Origin of the sequence: Aliiroseovarius sp. S1123, from assembly GCF_023015885.1 — a bacterium.
GTDB lineage: Bacteria > Pseudomonadota > Alphaproteobacteria > Rhodobacterales > Rhodobacteraceae > Aliiroseovarius.
In genome coordinates this window covers 1-16,413 of record NZ_JALKBE010000001.1, presented here as the reverse complement: position 1 = coordinate 16,413, position 16,413 = coordinate 1, and the positions used below count along the sequence as shown (strand labels likewise).

Sequence of the window (16,413 nt, the reverse complement as noted above, 5' to 3'; positions counted from 1 at the left end):
GGATCCCTGATGAACAAAGCCGACATTCACGACATTCTGGACGGACACAAGCCGCTTGGCGGTGTGAACGTCGCGCGCGTGATGGATGTACTGATCCTGCTGTCGGCAATCGCGATTGCGCTGGAAACCATGCCGGAACTGCCCGAGCATCTGCGCGGGCTTTTGTTCAAGTTCGAGGTGCTGCTTTTGGTGGTCTTCGGGGCTGAATATGTCTTGCGGCTGTTCACCTCTCGGCGCCCGCTGCGCTATGCGTTCAGCTTTTGGGGGCTGGTCGATTTTCTGGCCTTCGCCCCGGCGATTGCCCTGCTGACCCCGCAATGGCAGGTGGTGCGCGCCTTCCGTCTTCTACGCCTCGTCCGGCTTTTGAAACTGTTTCGCGGTTCCCATGCGATGGAGCGCCTTGTGGTCGCCTTCCGTCAGGTCCGGGGCGAGCTTATGATCTTTGGCATCATCGCCGCACTTATGCTTTATGTTTCGGCGGTCGGAATTTATATCTTTGAACATGACGCACAGCCGGAAGTCTTCTCGTCCATTCCCAACAGCCTGTGGTGGGCAGTCGCCAGTTTCACAACCGTGGGATACGGCGATATGTTCCCGATCACAGCCGGAGGACGGATCTTCACAACCTTCGTTCTGTTTATCGGATTGGGCGTGATTGCCGTGCCCTCTGCCATCGTGACAACAGCGCTTCTGGAAAGCGAAACCAACATCCAGCGTCGCCTGCGCGAAGCCCGCGAAGACGCCGCTGATGAAACCAATAATTCTGCTCAAGACACCAAGGGAGATTAACATGCGTGTATTGAAATCACTTCTGGCAACGGCGGCTCTGGCCACCGGTCTGGCCGGCGCGGCCATGGCCGAGGACAAGACCAAAGTCGGCTTCATCTATGTCGGCCCGGTGGGCGACGGTGGCTGGACCTACGAACATGATCAGGGCCGTAAAGCCGTTGAAGCCGCGTTCGGCGACAAGGTCGAAACCGTCTATGTCGAAAGCGTTTCGGAATCGAACGCCGAAGGCCCGATCACGCAGATGGCCTTGTCGGGTGCAGACCTGATCTTCACCACCTCGTTTGGCTTCATGGACGCCACCCTGGCCGTGGCCGAGAAGTTCCCGAACGTGAAATTCGAACACGCGACCGGCTATAAGCAGTCGGACAACGTGTCGGTCTATTCGGCCCGTTTCTATGAAGGTCGCGCCGTTCAGGGGCACATTGCAGGCAAGATGACCCAGTCGAACATCATCGGTTACATCGCGTCCTTCCCGATCCCGGAAGTTATCCGCGGCATCAACTCGGCATACATCCACGCCAAGAAGGTAAACCCGGACGTTCAGTTCAAAATCATCTGGGCCTACACCTGGTTTGATCCAGCCAAGGAAGCCGACGCAGCCAAAGCTCTGATCGAGCAAGGCGCTGACGTGATCTTGCAGCACACCGACTCGACCGCGCCGCAAGCAGCCGCCAAGGAAGCTGGCAACGTCATCACCTTCGGTCAGGCTTCGGACATGGGCGAATACGCCCCGCATCCGCGCGTATCGTCGATCATCGACAACTGGGGGCCCTACTATGTCGCCCGTACCAAGGCCGTGATGGACGGAACCTGGGAAAGCGTCTCGACTTGGGACGGCATTGGTGCTGGCATGGTTGGCATCGGCGATATCTCGGACGCCGTACCGGCTGACGTGAAAGCCGAAGCCGAAGCCCTGCGCGACGCTCTGGCCTCGGGCGAATACCACGCCTTCACTGGCCCGCTGAACAAGCAGGACGGCACCCCGTGGTTGGCAGAAGGCGAGACCGCTTCCGACTATGGCGACGATGGTCTGGCCGGCATGGGCTTCTATGTCGAAGGCATCGAAGCCGAGATCCCGTCGAACTAATCGACCCGATACAAAGCATCAAGATGCCCTGCCGAAAGGTGGGGCATTTTTTTATGCAAAAAGCGCGACGGAAACCGTCACATATTCCGTAATACGAATATTGGGACAACAAACGGAGCGTAACAATGCGCAAGACAACACCTTTTCTGGCCACTGCGGCACTTGTAATTGCACTGCCTGCACTGGCGCAAAACCAGCCCGGCGCTCACTTCATCGAAATGTGGGATCTGGACGAAAACGGCTCGGTCTCGATCGAGGAAGCCCGGGAACGCCGTGGCGATATCTTCACCACCTTCGACGCCGACGATGACGGTGTGCTGAGCGCCGAAGACTATGTTCTGTTCGACGAAGCCCGCGAAGCTGACATGAAAGAACACGGGATCGGCCAAGGCCAAGGCGGCGGTCAGGGCAAAGGTCAAGGCAATGGTCAGGGCCAAGGCAAGGGTAAAGGACAAGGCCAAGGTCAAGGTCTGGGCATGGGCGAACACAGCGCTGCCATGTCGATGACCCGCGAAAACGCGGATCTTGATGGTGACGGGAAAGTCACCCGCGAAGAGTTCATCGCAGGCGTCGATCTGTGGTTCCCAAAGCAGGATCGCAACGGCGACGGCGTGATCTCGGCCGAGGATTTCGGACGGCAGTGAACGCGTCCCTTCACACTCTGAAAAAGAGTGCTACCGAAAGATCAGGCCCCGCATCACGCGGGGCCTTTTCCTTTGCAAAACCCCATGGCAGTGTCGCGCCATGACCGACCTGATTTCCCTTGATGGCACCCCCGCCCCCCGCTTCGCCTTCGGCACCATGCAATTTGGCGAGAACGCAGATGATGTCGCCGCGCGCGCGATGTTTGACGCGTGTATCGACGCGGGCGTCACTCATTTCGACACTGCGAACCTCTATACAGGCGGGGCCTCCGAGACGATCCTCGGGCGGCTTGTCGCGCCCCTTCGCGACCGTCTGATCATCGCCACCAAGATCGGCTACGACGCGCCAGACACTGTCGCGGCACTGCGGGCGCAATTCGATACCTCACGGGCTCGGATGGGTCTGGATGCGGTGGATGTTCTCTATCTGCACCGCTTCAACCCCAATCTCGCAATTAACGCGCAGATCGAACTGCTGGCCGAACTGCAATCGGCCGGACAAACCCGCTATCTGGCGCTGTCCAACTTTGCCGCGTGGCAGGTGATGAAAGCGCAGTCGATCGCACACGGGCTGGGCACCCGGATCGACGTTATCCAGCCGATGTACAGCCTTGTGAAACGTCAGGCCGAGGTCGAGCTTCTGCCCATGTGTGCCTCCGAAGGTATCCTCGCCGCGACATACTCGCCGCTGGGTGGGGGGCTTTTGACCGGGAAATACGCAAAGGGTGGCACGGGCCGCTTGTCCGAAGATCACCGCTATGCCGCGCGCTATGGTCTTGGCTGGATGCACAGGGCGGCAGAAGCCTTGCCCGAGATTTCGCAGGACGTGAACATGCACCCGGCCACGCTGGCGGTGGCGTGGGTTGCCAGCCATCCGGCCCGCCCTGCCCCCATTCTGTCAGCACGGTCGCTGGAGCAATTGCAGCCGTCTCTGGACGCACTGTCCTTCGACATGACCGCCGAGCTGCGTGACCGCTTGACCGCGCTGACACCAACGCCCGCGCCCGCGACAGACAGGATTGAAGAAAATGTATGATTTCGTTGTTATCGGCGGTGGTATCGCCGGGATTTCGGCTGGCGCACGGCTGGCACAACTCGGCACCGTCTGCGCGCTCGAGGCCGAAGACGCGCTGGCCTATCACGCCTCTGGCCGGTCAGCAGCGATGTACGAGGCAACCTATGGCGCTCCCTCCGTGATCGCCCTGAACCTCGCATCGCGCGAATATCACGAAACCGCAAATGGTGGCGTGCTGTCCCCGCGGGGGCTGATGATTGTTGGCGGCCAAGGACAGGACCAAGAGCTTGCCCATGATCTTGTGACAATGAAGATGGATCCCCTTTCCACGGACGAGGCGCTAGATCTGTTTCCCATCCTCAATCCTGACGCAATGATCGGTGCGGGCTATCATGCCGACGGATGGGACATCGACACGGACCTTCTGCTGCAAAACTTCGCCCGCGACATACGCGTGAATGGTCAGGTGCACACACGCGCGAAAGTCACCGACATCACGCGCCTGTCCCACGGGTGGGAGGTCACGACTCCTAAGATGACGGTACAGTGCAAAACACTGGTCAATGCAGCTGGTCCGTGGGTCGATCAGGTGGCGGCCATGGCCGGGATCCAGCCCATCGGCATTCAACCCTATCGCCGGTCCATGGCACGAATTGCCGCGCCCGAGGGCACGGATGTGTCGAAGTGGCCAATGGTGATGGGGGCGGGCGAAAGCTGGTATGCGAAGCCGGACGCAGGTGCGCTCATCGTCTCCCCAGAGGAAGAAGACCCGATGGAGCCGCAAGACGCTTGGGCGGATGACATGGTACTGGCCGAAGGGCTCGCGCGCTACGAGGCAATGGTCACAAAACCCGTCACTCGGATGATCTCAAACTGGGCCGGGCTGCGCAGCTTCGCACCCGACCGCAATCTGGTGCTAGGCCCCGCACCCGAGGACCGCAGCTTCATCTGGTGCGCCGGGCAAGGGGGATACGGGTTCCAAACTTCGCCCGCCGCATCGAAGCTGCTGGCCGATCTTGTCGCTGGTCGCGCGCCCGAGATTGAGGCAACCACCGTGGCGAAGATCGTCCCGGACCGGTTCACCTGACCGTCCCGGTCTTCACCCTTTCGCATTTTCTTGCCACAAATATCCTGGGGTGAGAGCCGCAGGCTCGAGGGGCAACGCCCCTTACCCCAGCAATACATCCAGATGTTTCACGACCGATCGCGCCAGCACGTCCGGCTCGTACCCGCCTTCCAGCATTGACACGATCCGGCCTTCTGCGAATTCATCCGCGACGGCCTTCAGCTCTCGCGTGACCCATTCGTAATCCGCGTCCGTCAACTGAACACTGGACATGTCGTCGGCCACGTGGGCGTCAAAGCCTGCCGAGATAAAGACAAATTCCGGCTTGAAGTCACGCAGGTGCGGGATCCAGTGGCCGGACACGGCTTCGCGGAACTCGGCACTGCCTGCCCCCGCCGAAAGTGGGATGTCGACCAAATTATCGGTCTCTTTCTCGTGCCCGGTGAAGGGATAGAACGGGTGCTGAAAGCTCGAGCAGAACAGCACGCGCGGTTCCGCCTTGAAGATCTCTTCCGTGCCATTGCCGTGGTGCACGTCGAAGTCGATGATCGCCACGCGCGACAGGCCATAGGCATCAAGCGCATGGGCCGCTGCCACCGCAATGTTGTTGAACAGGCAAAACCCCATCGCCTTGTCGCTTTCCGCGTGGTGACCGGGCGGGCGGACCATGCAGAAGATCGGGTTGGCCTCTTTCGACATGACCAGATCGACGCCCATGCAGCCGGATCCGGCGGACCGTTCTGCCGCCTTCAACGTGCCGGGGCTCATCACTGTGTCCCCGTCCACCTCGACGCTTTCCATCCCCTGTCCCGGTGCCAACGCATAGACGCGGTCCAGATAGGCACTGTCATGCACGCGCTCTAGCTGCTCGCGGGTGACCAGCGGCGCATCATGATGACGAACCACATAGTCCATGCCCGACATGATCAACTGGTTGTTGATCGCATCCAGCCGCGCCTTGCTTTCCGGGTGCAATGGCCCGGCGTCGTGGTCACGACACTCGGCGTGCGAAATGATAGATAGCATTCGGTTTCCTCCCTCGATCCCTTCTCAAAGCCAGCGTTCGACAATGACCACGTCGCGGTCATCGGGGTCTGGCCGCTGGGTGAAGCCCAGCTCTTTCATCAGGCGCAACATCGGGTCGTTCTTCTTCAGAACCGTCCCTTCAATCACATCCAATCCATGATCCTGTGCGGCACTGAACAGCCCCTTCATCAGGCGCGTTCCAAGCCCCTGATGCTGAATGCGGTCCGATACGACGATGGCAAACTCGCAGCTCTTCTGATCCGGGTTGATCACATAGCGCGCGACGCCCACCAGCACGTCCTGCCCGTCAATCTCGGCCATCGCGCACAGCGCCATTTCGCGGCGATAGTCGATGGCCGAAAACTGGGCGAGCATTTCGGGGCTGAGTTCGTTCACCGAGCCCATGAAACGCATCTTTTTAGCTTCGGGTGACAGATCGCGCATGAAGGACTGCAGATACTCGGCATCCTCGGGTCGGATCGGGCGGATCACCAGAAGTGTCCCGTCCGACAGATATGCCTCGCGCGCCAGATGGCGGGGGTAAGGATGGATCGCCATGTGGTCATAGGGGCCGTCCTTTGCTGGGGCCCGTTGGACCGAGATCCGCGCGTCCACCGCCAACACGCCGTCCGGGCTGACAAACAGAGGGTTGATGTCCAGCTCAATCACCTCAGGCAGATAACTCACGATAATCGAGACGCGCTTCAACACGTCGATCAGCGCATCGCGATCCACGGGGGCCGCATCGCGGAACCCATCAAGGGCTTTCGACACACGCGTTTTGTTGATCAAACGTTCGGACAAGACCGCATTCAGAGGCGGCAACGCCACGGCGCTGTCTTTCATCACCTCGACCATCGTGCCCCCTGCGCCGAACAGAATTGTTGGGCCGAAGACCGGATCACGGCTGGCGCCGATGACCAGCTCGCGCGGGTCTTTCAGGTTCGCCATTGGCTCGACCGTGACGCCGGTGATCTGCGCATCGGGCCGCGCGGCTTTGGCGGATTTGACCAGCTCGTGAAACACCCGCGAGACCGAGGTCGCATGCGCCACATTCACCCGCACGCCGCCCACATTGGTCTTATGCGTGATATCGGGCGAGGCGATTTTCATCGCGACCGGATAGCCCACGGTTTCCGCAGCAACTAAGGCCTGCGATGGCGTCGTCGCCTCGATCGTCATGTTCACCGGAATATTGAAGGCCTTCAGTAGCGCCTTGCTTTCCGTGTCCGACAACATCTTGCGGCCATCCGACAGGGCCTGCGCGATAATCAAGCGCGCGCCGTCCAGATCCAACCCTTTCTCAAATGCGCGGGCGCGGGGGACCTCTAGCGCCAGTTTGCGGTTGCGCCGGTATTGGACCAGATAGCTGAAACCCTCGACCGCGCGTTCAGGAGTCTGGAAGTCCGGCACGCCCGCTTTGGACAGAATATCTCGGCCTTCCGCGACTGACGGTTCACCCAGCCAGCAAGCCAGCACCGGTTTCTTGCGCCGCCGCGGCAGAGCGTCCACCACGGCTTGCGCGGTGGCAGCGGCGTCGGTCATCGCTTGCGGGGTCAGCATCACCAGAATGCCGTCATTGTCCGGATCCGCCAGAGCGGCTTTCACGGCTGCCGCATAGGTCGCAGCATTCGCATCGCCCAGAATATCGACGGGGTTGGCGTGGCTCCAGAATTCGGGCAGGACTTTGTCCAGCGTGGCTTTGGTGGCGTCGGACAGCGGAGGCAGCGCGATGTCCAGATCGCCTGCACGGTCGGCGGCCAAAACGCCTGCCCCACCGCCATTGGTAATGATGCACAGACGATTGCCACCTACTTTGCGCGTATTGGCCAGAATCTCGGCCGCAGCGAAAAGCTGGCCCAGAGTACCAACCCGCACGGCACCCGCACGCTCCAATGCCGCGTCGAATACATCATCCGAGCCGATCAATGCGCCCGTGTGCGTATGCGCCGCTTGCGAGCTTGTCGCGTGGCGGCCAGATTTCAGCACGATCACCGGTTTCAGACGCGATGCCCGGCGCAGGGCAGACATGAAGTTCTGTGCGTCCTTGATGCCCTCGATATACAACAAGATGGCGTCCGTCCGAGGGTCCATTGCCAGAAAATCCAGCACGTCGCCGAAATCGATATTGGTCGAATTCCCAAGACTGACCATGGCGGAAAAGCCAGAGTGATGTGGCCCAGCCCAGTCAGCAATCGCCGAGACCAACGCGCCGGATTGCGACACGAATGCCAGCCGCCCTTTTGGCGGATCCGAGCGCAGGAAACTGGCATCCAACCCCAGCCACGGACGCACCAGACCGACGCAATTTGGCCCCATGAAGCGGATGTCAGCTTTCCGCGCGGCGGCCACGACCTGCGCTTCCAGATCCTTGCCGCGCCCATCGCCTTCGCCAAAGCCCGCCGACAGGATGATGGCGGATTTCACGCCGGCCTCGGCGCAGTCGCGCATGATCCCCGGCACCGTACGCGCGGGGGTGGCGATCACGGCCAGATCGACCTCGTCCGGCAGGTCCGTCACCTTGCGATAGCAGGTCGCGTCATCGATCGCTTTGTGTTTGGGATTGATCGGATAAAGGGCGCCCGCGAACCCGCCCGCCACCAGATTGCGCCACGCCATTGCGCCAACCGAGTTGCCGCTGGGACTGGCCCCAAACACGGCGACCGAGGCGGGATCAAACAGCGGGGTCAGAGGGCTTTTGTCCATCAGACGAATCCTTTGCGAATGCGCGAAGATACTCCACACAGCTTCGCCCATGGATAAACGCCACGACAAGCTGTTCGTCTTTGATGTGCCTCAAGCTTTTGACACAGATGTGGTTTCGATGCCTTTCAGGATCGGGCAATCGGGGCGGTCATCGCCTGCGCAGGCTTGCACCAGATGCGACAGCGTATCACGCATGGCAATCAGGTCCGCGATCTTCGCCTCGATCTCGTCCAGATGTGTTCGGGCAATGCGTTTGACGTCGGAACTGGCGCGGGATTGATCCTCGTAAAGGGCCAACAGCGTGCGGCAATCCTCGATCGAGAAACCCAACGCGCGCGCGCGGGCGAGGAAGGTTAGTTTATGCAGCTCGGCTTCACCAAAAACGCGGTAGCCATTGGTATTGCGGGTGGGTGTGACCAGTCCGACTTCTTCATAGTAGCGGATGGTTTTGGCGGGCAGACCCGTCTGGGTGGCAGCGTCCGAGATATTCATGCGACCTCCTTCAGCGCGGGCTTGATGAACCGCAGCCGCAGGGCGTTGGACAGAACCAGAACCGAGGATGCAGCCATCGCCCCTGCCCCTAGCATTGGCGACAGTAGAATGCCCCAAACGGGATATAGCACACCAGCTGCGACAGGCACCAACGCCACATTATACCCAAACGCCCAGAACAGGTTCTGGCGGATGTTGGTCATCGTGCGGCGGCTGACCTGCAACGCGTTCACCACGCCCGACAGCGCGCCCGAGGACAGGACCACGTCGGCGGCTTCGATCGCGACATCCGTGCCGGTGCCGATTGCGATACCCACATCCGCCTGGGCCAACGCGGGCGCGTCGTTGATGCCGTCGCCGACAAAGGCGACTGTCTGCCCCTCGGCTTGCATTGTCGCGATGGTTTGCAGCTTCTCACCGGGGATTACACCCGCAACCACGCGGTCGATCTGTAGCCGGTCAGCGATGGCAGCAGCGGTGGCCGGGTCGTCGCCAGTGATCATCACCAACTCTTTGCCCAAAACCCGCAACGCATCCAGCGCCTTGGGGGTATCGGGTTTCACCGGGTCCGCCACGCCGATCAGGGCGGCAAGCTTCCCATCATATGCTGCGAAGAACACAGTCTGACCGTCCGCGCGCATGGGGTCGGCCCGGTCGACAAGATCCGTCAGAGGAACGCCCTCGCGTGCCATATATTGTTGCGATCCGATCAGCAGGCGCTTGCCCTCGGCCTCAGCCGACAGGCCAAAGCCGGTTTCGGTTTGAACGTTGCTGACCTTTGCTGGCGTGACACCACGATCTACCGCGCCGGAGAGAATAGCTTGCGCCAAGGGGTGTTCGCTTTGCGCCTCAGCCCCTGCGATCAGGGCGAGAAGCGTGGCGGCATCCTGTCCGTCCGCGACATCGTAAGCGGTCAGCGCAGGCCGCCCTTCGGTCAGCGTGCCGGTTTTGTCGAAGGCGACCACATCCACCGATTGCAGAGCTTGCAACGCATCACCGCGCCGGAAGAGCACGCCAAGCTGCGCGGCGCGACCTGTCCCCACCATGATCGAGGTCGGCGTGGCCAAGCCCATCGCGCAAGGGCAGGCGATGATCAGGACGGACACACCCGCGACCAAGGCCAGACCCAAGGCGGGGTCAGGACCGATCAGCAGCCAGACCAACACGGTCAGGGCGGCAACGGCCATCACCACCGGCACGAAGACAGCGGTGATCTTGTCGACCAGCGCCTGAATGGGCAGCCGCGCGCCTTGGGCATCTTCGACCATGCGCACGATCTGGGACAGCATCGTGTCGGGGCCGACGGCGGTCACGCGGGCCTTCAGGGCGCCGGTGCCGTTCACGGTGCCTCCGGTGATCGGGCTGCCTTTGGTTTTCGAGACCGGCACGGGCTCGCCGGTGATCATGCTTTCATCGACAAGGCTTTCGCCCTCGGTCACCTCGGCGTCCAGTGGCACGCGTTCGCCGGGACGGATCACGATGACCTCGCCGGTGATGACCTGCGCGACGGGGCGGGTGATCTGGCGGCCCTCGACCTCGACCGTGGCCTTGTCGGGGGCCAGTTCGACCAACGCGCGGATCGCCTCGCCGGTGCGGCCCTTGGCGCGGGCCTCCATCCAGCGACCGACAAGGATCAGGGTGACGATAACGGCGGCGGCCTCGAAATAAACGTTCACGGTGCCCGGGGGCAAAATGCCGGGGGTTAGGACCGACACCAGCGAATAAAGGTAAGCCGCCGAGGCGCCCAGCGCGACCAGCGCGTTCATTTCGGGCGCACCTCGAAGAAGGGCGGGAATGCCCTTGGCGAAGAACAGACGGCCGGGGCCGAACAGGACCAGCGTGGTCAGGATCAGTTGCAGCCAATGCGACACCCCCTGCCCGATCGTGTGCATGACCCAATGATGGAACGGCGGGTACAGGTGCCCGCCCATCTCGATCACGAAGACAGGCAGGGTCAGGGCGGCGGCGAGCAAAGCTTTGTGTTTCAGCACGCGCGCCTCGTCCGCTTTGTCGCGCGGCCCAGTGGTGCTGCTGTCGGTGCGCGGGGTCGTTGAGAACCCTGCCTTGGTGATCTTCGCCGACAATGCCTCGGGCGTTACAGATCCGGTAAGGAAAGTGACAAAAGCGCGTTCCGAGGCAAGGTTCACGCGCGCGTCCAACACGCCCGGGGTGGCTTTCAGCATCCGCTCGACCCGGCCCACACAGGCCGCGCAGGACATCGACTGGACATCCAGAACCACCGTGTCCCGCCGCGCCGGATAGCCCGCACGGTCAAGGGCAGCGGCAAGGCCTTCGGTCGTGGCGGGGGCTGTGAAAGACACACGCGCGGTTTCGGTGGCAAGGTTCACGGGGGCTGCGTCCACGCCCTCGACCGCGTCCAACGCCCGCTCGGCCCGCCCGACGCAGGAGGCGCAGGACAGGTTTTCCAGCTCGAGTGTGAGTGTTTTCAGGGCAGCCATGAGATTCTCCGATATGACGGAGTATAGATAGAGGTTCCAGTGACTGGAAGATCAAGTGGTCCGCAATGAATTTGCCATGTTGACCACCGAAATAGGCGCTGTATTCAGAATACAGAACACGACAGGAGCCACCATGACCACTTTCCACGTCCCCGATATGAGCTGCGGCCATTGCAAAGCCTCGATCACTGAAGCGCTGGAAGGTCTTGGCGAGGTCACGCTGAGCTTCGACATGGACGCCCGCGAAGTGAAGGTCGAGGGGCTGGAGCCCGCCGCCGTCATCGGCGCACTGGACGAGATCGGCTTCCCCGCCAGCGCAAAATAAAAACCCCGGCGCTTGGCCGGGGCTTCCATTAGCGTTTGTGACAGGCCACTTGCTGGCCATTGCCGCGATCCGTCAGGGGCGGCTTGGTTTCCGCGCATTCCGGCCCGGCAATTGGGCAGCGAGTGCGGAACACACAGCCTGAGGGCGGGTTCAGCGGCGATGGCAGATCGGCATCCAGGATCATCACCTCTTTCGAGGCTTCAGCGCTTGGGTCCGGGATCGGTACCGCGGAAATCAGCGCTTCCGTGTACGGGTGACCGGGCGAACGGTAGAGTTGCGCAGCCTCGCTGATCTCAACCACATTGCCCAGATACAACACCATCACGCGGGTCGAGATGTGTTTCACCACACTTAGGTCATGCGCGATGAAGATCAGGCTCAGGCCCATCTCTTCCTGAATTTCCATCAGAAGGTTGATCACCTGCGCCTGAATGGACACGTCCAGCGCCGACACAGGTTCGTCACAGATGATCAGCTGCGGCTTCACGATCAGCGCACGCGCGATCCCGATCCGCTGGCACTGCCCGCCCGAGAACTCGTGCGGGTAGCGGTTGATCATGTTGGGCAGAATGCCGACGCGGTCGAGCACCTCGCGCACGCGGTCTTTGACTTCGCCTGCCGACAGGCCCGGATGGTGGGTTTTCAGCGGTTCGGCAACGATCTGGCCGATGGTCATGCGCGGGTTCAGGGATGCCAGCGGATCCTGAAAGATCATCTGCATCTCTTTGCGGTGCTCACGCATGTCATGCTTATTGAGCTGCAACAGGTCATTGCCCAACCACAACACAGTGCCAGCCTCGGCAGGAACCATACGCATGATGGCGCGGGCCAGTGTGGACTTGCCACAGCCGCTTTCACCCACGATGCCCAGCGTCTCGCCCGGCATCAGGTCAAAGTCGACCCCGTCCACAGCCTTCAAGGTGTCCGACGGCGTCCAAGGCATCGCGCCCTGCCGCTTGATGTCGAACCAGACCTTCAGGTCACGCACGGAAAGAAGAGGTGATTGCACGTTCATGTCAGCTCCTCCAGAGATTTCAGACACGCCCGACGGCGCACCGCACGACCCGTGACGCCATCCAACGTCGGGCGCTCGACAGCGCAGCGGTCATCCGCGAAATCACAACGCGGCGAGAACGGGCAGCCCTTCGGCATATTCATCATGTTGGGCGGGCTGCCGGGAATGGTCGCCAGCGTATCGCTTTCGATATCCAGACGTGGCACGGCTTTCAGAAGACCCATCGTGTAGGGGTGGGTTGGCATCTCGAACAGGCCTTTTGTGGTGCCATATTCCATCTGCTGCCCGCCATACATGACCAGCGTTTCGCGGCACGATCCGGCAATCACGCCAAGGTCATGGGTGATCAGAATGATCGACATGTTGAAGTCCTTCTGCAGGTCTTCAAGCAGCTTCATGATCTGCGCCTGAACGGTCACATCCAGCGCCGTCGTGGGCTCGTCCGCGACCAGAATATCGGGCTTGCACAGCAGCGACATCGCAATCATCACGCGCTGTCGCATCCCGCCCGAAAACTCGTGCGGGTACATGGTGATGCGCTTCTTCGCTTCAGGAATACGCACAGCATCCAGCATCTCGACCGCCTGTTTGACGGCCGCTGATTTGCTCATCCCCTTGTGATGGGTCAACACCTCGGCCATCTGATCCGACACCCGCAGGAACGGGTTCAGACAGGTCATCGGATCCTGAAAGATCATCGCAATACGTTCCGCGCGGATCTTGTTCAGCTTGGCAACTGGCATGTTGAGGATCTCTTGCCCCTCAAGCTTTACCGAGCCTGACGCCTTCCCGTTTTGGGCCAACAGCCCCATGATCGCAAAGACGGTCTGGCTTTTGCCCGATCCACTTTCGCCCACCACGCCAAGGGTTTCGCCGGCTTCCAGATCAAAGCTGATCTTATCCACAGCGGTCACGGTGCCATCCTGTGTGTCGAATTTGACGCTTAGGTCACGGACTTCAAGTAGTGCCATAACTCACGCCCCCCTTAACGGTCTTTCGGGTCCAGCGCATCGCGCAGACCGTCACCGATGAAAAAGAAACAGAAGATGGTGACCACGAAGAAGAACAGCGGGAAAGCAAGCTGCCAGAGCATCCCATAATTCATGGTCTTGGTGCCTTCCGACAAAAGTGCACCCCAGCTGGTGAAAGGTTCCTGAACGCCAAGGCCAAGGAACGATATGAAGCTTTCCGTCAGGATCATCTGCGGCACCAGAAGCGTCGCATAGACCACCACCACGCCCAGAAGGTTGGGCACGATGTGGCGGATGATGATGCGCCATGTGGGTACGCCGATGGCGATGGCCGCCTCCACGAACTCGCGGTTCTTGATGGACAGGGTTTGGCCGCGCACGATGCGGCTCATGTCCAGCCATGCGGTCAGGCCGATGCCGACGAAAATCATGGTGATCGAGCGTCCGGCGACGACCAGCAGCAGGATCAGGACGAACATATAAGGGATCGACATGAAGATATCGACGAGGCGCATCATGATCGAGTCCACACGTCCGCCGATAAAGCCAGCTGTCGCGCCGTAAATTGTGCCGACGATCACCGCGACCAGCGCGCCAATCACGCCCACGGCCAGCGAGATGCGCGAGCCTTGGATGACGCGGTTATAGAGGTCGCGCGCATACTCATCATAGCCAAAGTAGTGCCCGTTTGCGATTGACGGTTTGCCAGCGGCCGCCACATTACCAAGAACATCCCAGTCTGGAGTTTCGATATCATACTCGCTAAGGAACTGTCCAAATAGAGAGAACAGCACCACCAGCGTCAGTACGACAACCGACACCATCGCGGCACGGTTGGCGACGAAACGGCGGCGCGCATCGGCCCAAAGCGAGCGGCCCTTGACGTCTTCCGCAATCCGCTCGGCGATCTCGCGGGTTTTGGGTTGCTGGAAGGGTTGAACAAGTCTGTCGTTCATCGTCTCACCCTCACAACCGGATCTTCGGGTCGATCCACGCATAGAGGATATCAACCACCATATTGAACAGGATCGTCATGGATCCCAGCAGGATCGTCAGGCCCATCATGACCGAATAGTCGCGGTTAAAGGCCGCGTTCACATAGAAATAGCCAATCCCCCCGGTGCCAAAGACAAAGTCGATGATGAACGACCCGGTGACCATGCCGACAAAGGCCGGTCCGAGGTAAGAAATCACCGGCAGAAGCGACGGCTTCAGCGCGTGACGCCAGATGATGACGTTGTCGGGCAGGCCCTTGGCGCGGGCAGTGCGGATGAAGTTCGACCGCAGCACTTCCAGCATCGAGGACCGCGTCAGGCGGGCAATCGACGCCATATAGCTGGTCGACAGCGCGATGACAGGCATGATGATGTGCTGCCATTGTCCTCCGTTCCAGCCGCCGCCGGGCAGCCAGCCAAGCCATAGCGTGAAGACAAGGATCAGGATCGGCGCCATGACGAAGTTCGGCAGCACCTGCGCGCCGATGGTCACGCCCACCGCGAAGTAGTCCAGCCAGCTGTTCTGACGGATCGCGGCCGAGACGCCCAGAGCACCGCCCACGATGATCGCCACCAGGAACGAGATGATCCCGTAGGTCAGTGTAACCGGGAAGCCCTGCGCGATGATGTCATTCACCGAACGGTCTTTGTATTTATAGCTCGGGCCAAAATCGAACTGGGTCACGATGCCCACGACATAGTCCCAAAGCTGTTTATAGACAGGCTGATCCAGCCCATATTTCGCCTCGATATTGGCGAGGACCTGCGCAGGCAAGGGACGTTCAGACGTGAACGGCCCGCCGGGCGCGGTCTGCATCAGCCAGAACGAGGCGACCAGAAGAATGATAAGAGTGGGGATCGCGACGGCGACCCTGCGTATGATAAAGTTAAGCATCTTTACCCCTAGGAGATGCGGCGTTGTCGGATCCACGATACACGAAATGGCGGACCCTACGTAAAGCCGGATCAGGCGCCTATGACAGCTTGGTTAACGGTCTTCGTTGATCTGGATCAGAAACGCAGATGCGGGTGGGGCACCGCACGCGATGCGCGGTGCCCCTATTTCAGATCAGATCCGGCTTACTTGGCGACCTTATACAGGTCTTTCGAGTACCAGTTCTGCTCTACGTTTTCGACGGGCCAGCTGCCGATCAGCTCGGGCTTGATCATGAAGCTACCAGCATAGTGGTAGATCGGGATGATCGGCATGTCGGCGGCAATGATTTCTTCAACCTTGGTGTAGTTCGGCTGAGGGTTGTCCATCGTTTTGGCGTCTGCCAGCAAGCCATCGACCATGTCGTTGGCATACTTGGCATCGTTATAGCCCGAACCCGACTGGACCAGATCCAGGAAGGTCGACGCTTCGTTATAGTCACCACACCAGCCAGCACGCGCGATTTCATAGTTCTGCTCGCCGCGGGTGTTCAGGAAGGTTTTCCATTCCTGGTTTTCCAGGGTGACGTTCACGCCCAGGTTCTGCTTCCACATCTGGCTAACCGCCAAGGCCACTTTCTTGTGGGCTTCCGAGGTGTTGTAGATCAGCGTGATATCCAGCGGGCTATCTTTGCCATAGCCAGCCTCTGCCATCAGCTCGACAGCTTTGGCGTTGCGCTCGTCTTGGCTCCAACCCGCATAGTCAACAGCAGGCACTTCGAAGCCGGCGGTTGCGCCCGGGGTGAAGGTGATCCTCCCCCACTGAAGTGGTCCGCCCCTATAGTTAGGAAACGGAGGATCAGATATGGGAATCAAACGACACAAGCCTGAAGAGATTGTCACGAAGTTACGGCAGGTTGAGGTGCTTTGCGGCCAAGGGATGCCGCGCG

The 16,413-nt window shown here is 60.5% G+C and carries 15 protein-coding genes; 6 read left to right on the top strand and 9 right to left on the bottom strand.

Annotated features, from left to right (window positions below):
- Nucleotides 1-9: 9 nt before the first annotated feature.
- The 5 genes from MWU53_RS00075 (at nt 10) to MWU53_RS00055 (ending at nt 4,622) form a co-directional block, all read left to right on the top strand.
- A complete protein-coding gene (locus tag MWU53_RS00075) occupies nt 10-789 on the top strand; it encodes an ion transporter (RefSeq protein WP_247089023.1) in 780 nt (259 codons plus the stop codon).
- Between the two features lies 1 nt (nt 790).
- Complete coding sequence (locus MWU53_RS00070; protein ID WP_247089021.1) at nt 791-1,876, top strand: BMP family ABC transporter substrate-binding protein; 1,086 nt, start codon at nt 791-793, stop codon at nt 1,874-1,876.
- Nucleotides 1,877-2,001: 125 nt separating this feature from the next.
- Entirely contained in the window at nt 2,002-2,520 is a 519-nt protein-coding gene (locus tag MWU53_RS00065) for an EF-hand domain-containing protein (protein WP_247089018.1), read from the top strand.
- Nucleotides 2,521-2,620: 100 nt separating this feature from the next.
- Nucleotides 2,621-3,556, top strand: a complete 936-nt coding sequence (locus MWU53_RS00060; protein ID WP_247089016.1) for an aldo/keto reductase — start codon at nt 2,621-2,623, stop codon at nt 3,554-3,556.
- On the top strand, nt 3,549-4,622 hold the full coding sequence (locus MWU53_RS00055) for an FAD-binding oxidoreductase (RefSeq protein ID WP_247089014.1): 1,074 nt from the start codon (nt 3,549-3,551) through the stop codon (nt 4,620-4,622). Before MWU53_RS00060 ends, MWU53_RS00055 begins: the two co-directional genes overlap by 8 nt.
- An 81-nt stretch (nt 4,623-4,703) precedes the next feature.
- Here MWU53_RS00055 and MWU53_RS00050 read toward each other — a convergent pair whose 3' ends face one another.
- The 4 genes from MWU53_RS00050 to MWU53_RS00035 form a co-directional block, all read right to left on the bottom strand.
- Nucleotides 4,704-5,627, bottom strand: coding sequence for a histone deacetylase family protein (locus MWU53_RS00050; protein ID WP_247089012.1), 924 nt, complete (start codon nt 5,625-5,627; stop codon nt 4,704-4,706).
- A 24-nt stretch (nt 5,628-5,651) separates the two neighbouring features.
- Nucleotides 5,652-8,333, bottom strand: a complete 2,682-nt coding sequence (locus MWU53_RS00045; RefSeq protein ID WP_247089010.1) for a bifunctional acetate--CoA ligase family protein/GNAT family N-acetyltransferase — start codon at nt 8,331-8,333, stop codon at nt 5,652-5,654.
- 90 nt (nt 8,334-8,423) lie between these two features.
- Nucleotides 8,424-8,825 (bottom strand): Cu(I)-responsive transcriptional regulator, encoded by a 402-nt coding sequence (cueR, locus tag MWU53_RS00040; protein ID WP_247089007.1) that lies wholly within the window; start codon nt 8,823-8,825, stop codon nt 8,424-8,426.
- Complete coding sequence (locus MWU53_RS00035; protein WP_247089005.1) at nt 8,822-11,284, bottom strand: heavy metal translocating P-type ATPase; 2,463 nt, start codon at nt 11,282-11,284, stop codon at nt 8,822-8,824. The genes cueR and MWU53_RS00035 overlap by 4 nt, the downstream gene beginning before the upstream one ends.
- Before the next feature lie 133 nt (nt 11,285-11,417).
- Between MWU53_RS00035 and MWU53_RS00030 the strand changes: the two genes are divergently transcribed.
- Nucleotides 11,418-11,609: a heavy-metal-associated domain-containing protein gene (locus MWU53_RS00030; protein WP_247089002.1), complete on the top strand. Its 192-nt coding sequence runs from the start codon at nt 11,418-11,420 to the stop codon at nt 11,607-11,609.
- Between the two features lie 28 nt (nt 11,610-11,637).
- Here MWU53_RS00030 and oppF read toward each other — a convergent pair whose 3' ends face one another.
- From oppF to MWU53_RS00005, 5 genes are all read right to left on the bottom strand, one after another.
- On the bottom strand, nt 11,638-12,624 hold the full coding sequence (gene oppF, locus MWU53_RS00025; RefSeq protein ID WP_247089000.1) for a murein tripeptide/oligopeptide ABC transporter ATP binding protein OppF: 987 nt from the start codon (nt 12,622-12,624) through the stop codon (nt 11,638-11,640).
- Nucleotides 12,621-13,595, bottom strand: a complete 975-nt coding sequence (locus MWU53_RS00020; RefSeq protein ID WP_247088991.1) for an oligopeptide/dipeptide ABC transporter ATP-binding protein — start codon at nt 13,593-13,595, stop codon at nt 12,621-12,623. Before MWU53_RS00020 ends, oppF begins: the two co-directional genes overlap by 4 nt.
- Before the next feature lie 14 nt (nt 13,596-13,609).
- Nucleotides 13,610-14,551, bottom strand: a complete 942-nt coding sequence (locus MWU53_RS00015) for an ABC transporter permease subunit (protein ID WP_247088989.1) — start codon at nt 14,549-14,551, stop codon at nt 13,610-13,612.
- Between the two features lie 10 nt (nt 14,552-14,561).
- Nucleotides 14,562-15,485 carry an oligopeptide ABC transporter permease OppB gene (gene oppB / locus MWU53_RS00010; RefSeq protein ID WP_247088987.1) on the bottom strand — a complete coding sequence of 308 codons (924 nt, stop codon included), beginning with the start codon at nt 15,483-15,485 and terminating at the stop codon, nt 14,562-14,564.
- A 185-nt stretch (nt 15,486-15,670) separates the two neighbouring features.
- Nucleotides 15,671-16,240 carry an ABC transporter substrate-binding protein gene (locus MWU53_RS00005; protein WP_348647014.1) on the bottom strand — a complete coding sequence of 190 codons (570 nt, stop codon included), beginning with the start codon at nt 16,238-16,240 and terminating at the stop codon, nt 15,671-15,673.
- Between the last annotated feature and the right edge of the window lie 173 nt (nt 16,241-16,413).

Excerpts from the sequence above, each read along its gene's own strand:
- MWU53_RS00075 (WP_247089023.1), top strand. The coding sequence starts at position 10 with ATGAACAAAGCCGACATTCACGACATTCTGGACGGACACAAGCCGCTT.
- MWU53_RS00070 (WP_247089021.1), top strand. The coding sequence starts at position 791 with ATGCGTGTATTGAAATCACTTCTGGCAACGGCGGCTCTGGCCACCGGT.
- MWU53_RS00065 (WP_247089018.1), top strand. The coding sequence starts at position 2,002 with ATGCGCAAGACAACACCTTTTCTGGCCACTGCGGCACTTGTAATTGCA.
- MWU53_RS00060 (WP_247089016.1), top strand. The coding sequence starts at position 2,621 with ATGACCGACCTGATTTCCCTTGATGGCACCCCCGCCCCCCGCTTCGCC.
- MWU53_RS00055 (WP_247089014.1), top strand. The coding sequence starts at position 3,549 with ATGTATGATTTCGTTGTTATCGGCGGTGGTATCGCCGGGATTTCGGCT.
- MWU53_RS00050 (WP_247089012.1), bottom strand. The coding sequence starts at position 5,627 with ATGCTATCTATCATTTCGCACGCCGAGTGTCGTGACCACGACGCCGGG.
- MWU53_RS00045 (WP_247089010.1), bottom strand. The coding sequence starts at position 8,333 with ATGGACAAAAGCCCTCTGACCCCGCTGTTTGATCCCGCCTCGGTCGCC.
- cueR (WP_247089007.1), bottom strand. The coding sequence starts at position 8,825 with ATGAATATCTCGGACGCTGCCACCCAGACGGGTCTGCCCGCCAAAACC.
- MWU53_RS00035 (WP_247089005.1), bottom strand. The coding sequence starts at position 11,284 with ATGGCTGCCCTGAAAACACTCACACTCGAGCTGGAAAACCTGTCCTGC.
- MWU53_RS00030 (WP_247089002.1), top strand. The coding sequence starts at position 11,418 with ATGACCACTTTCCACGTCCCCGATATGAGCTGCGGCCATTGCAAAGCC.
- oppF (WP_247089000.1), bottom strand. The coding sequence starts at position 12,624 with ATGAACGTGCAATCACCTCTTCTTTCCGTGCGTGACCTGAAGGTCTGG.
- MWU53_RS00020 (WP_247088991.1), bottom strand. The coding sequence starts at position 13,595 with ATGGCACTACTTGAAGTCCGTGACCTAAGCGTCAAATTCGACACACAG.
- MWU53_RS00015 (WP_247088989.1), bottom strand. The coding sequence starts at position 14,551 with ATGAACGACAGACTTGTTCAACCCTTCCAGCAACCCAAAACCCGCGAG.
- oppB (WP_247088987.1), bottom strand. The coding sequence starts at position 15,485 with ATGCTTAACTTTATCATACGCAGGGTCGCCGTCGCGATCCCCACTCTT.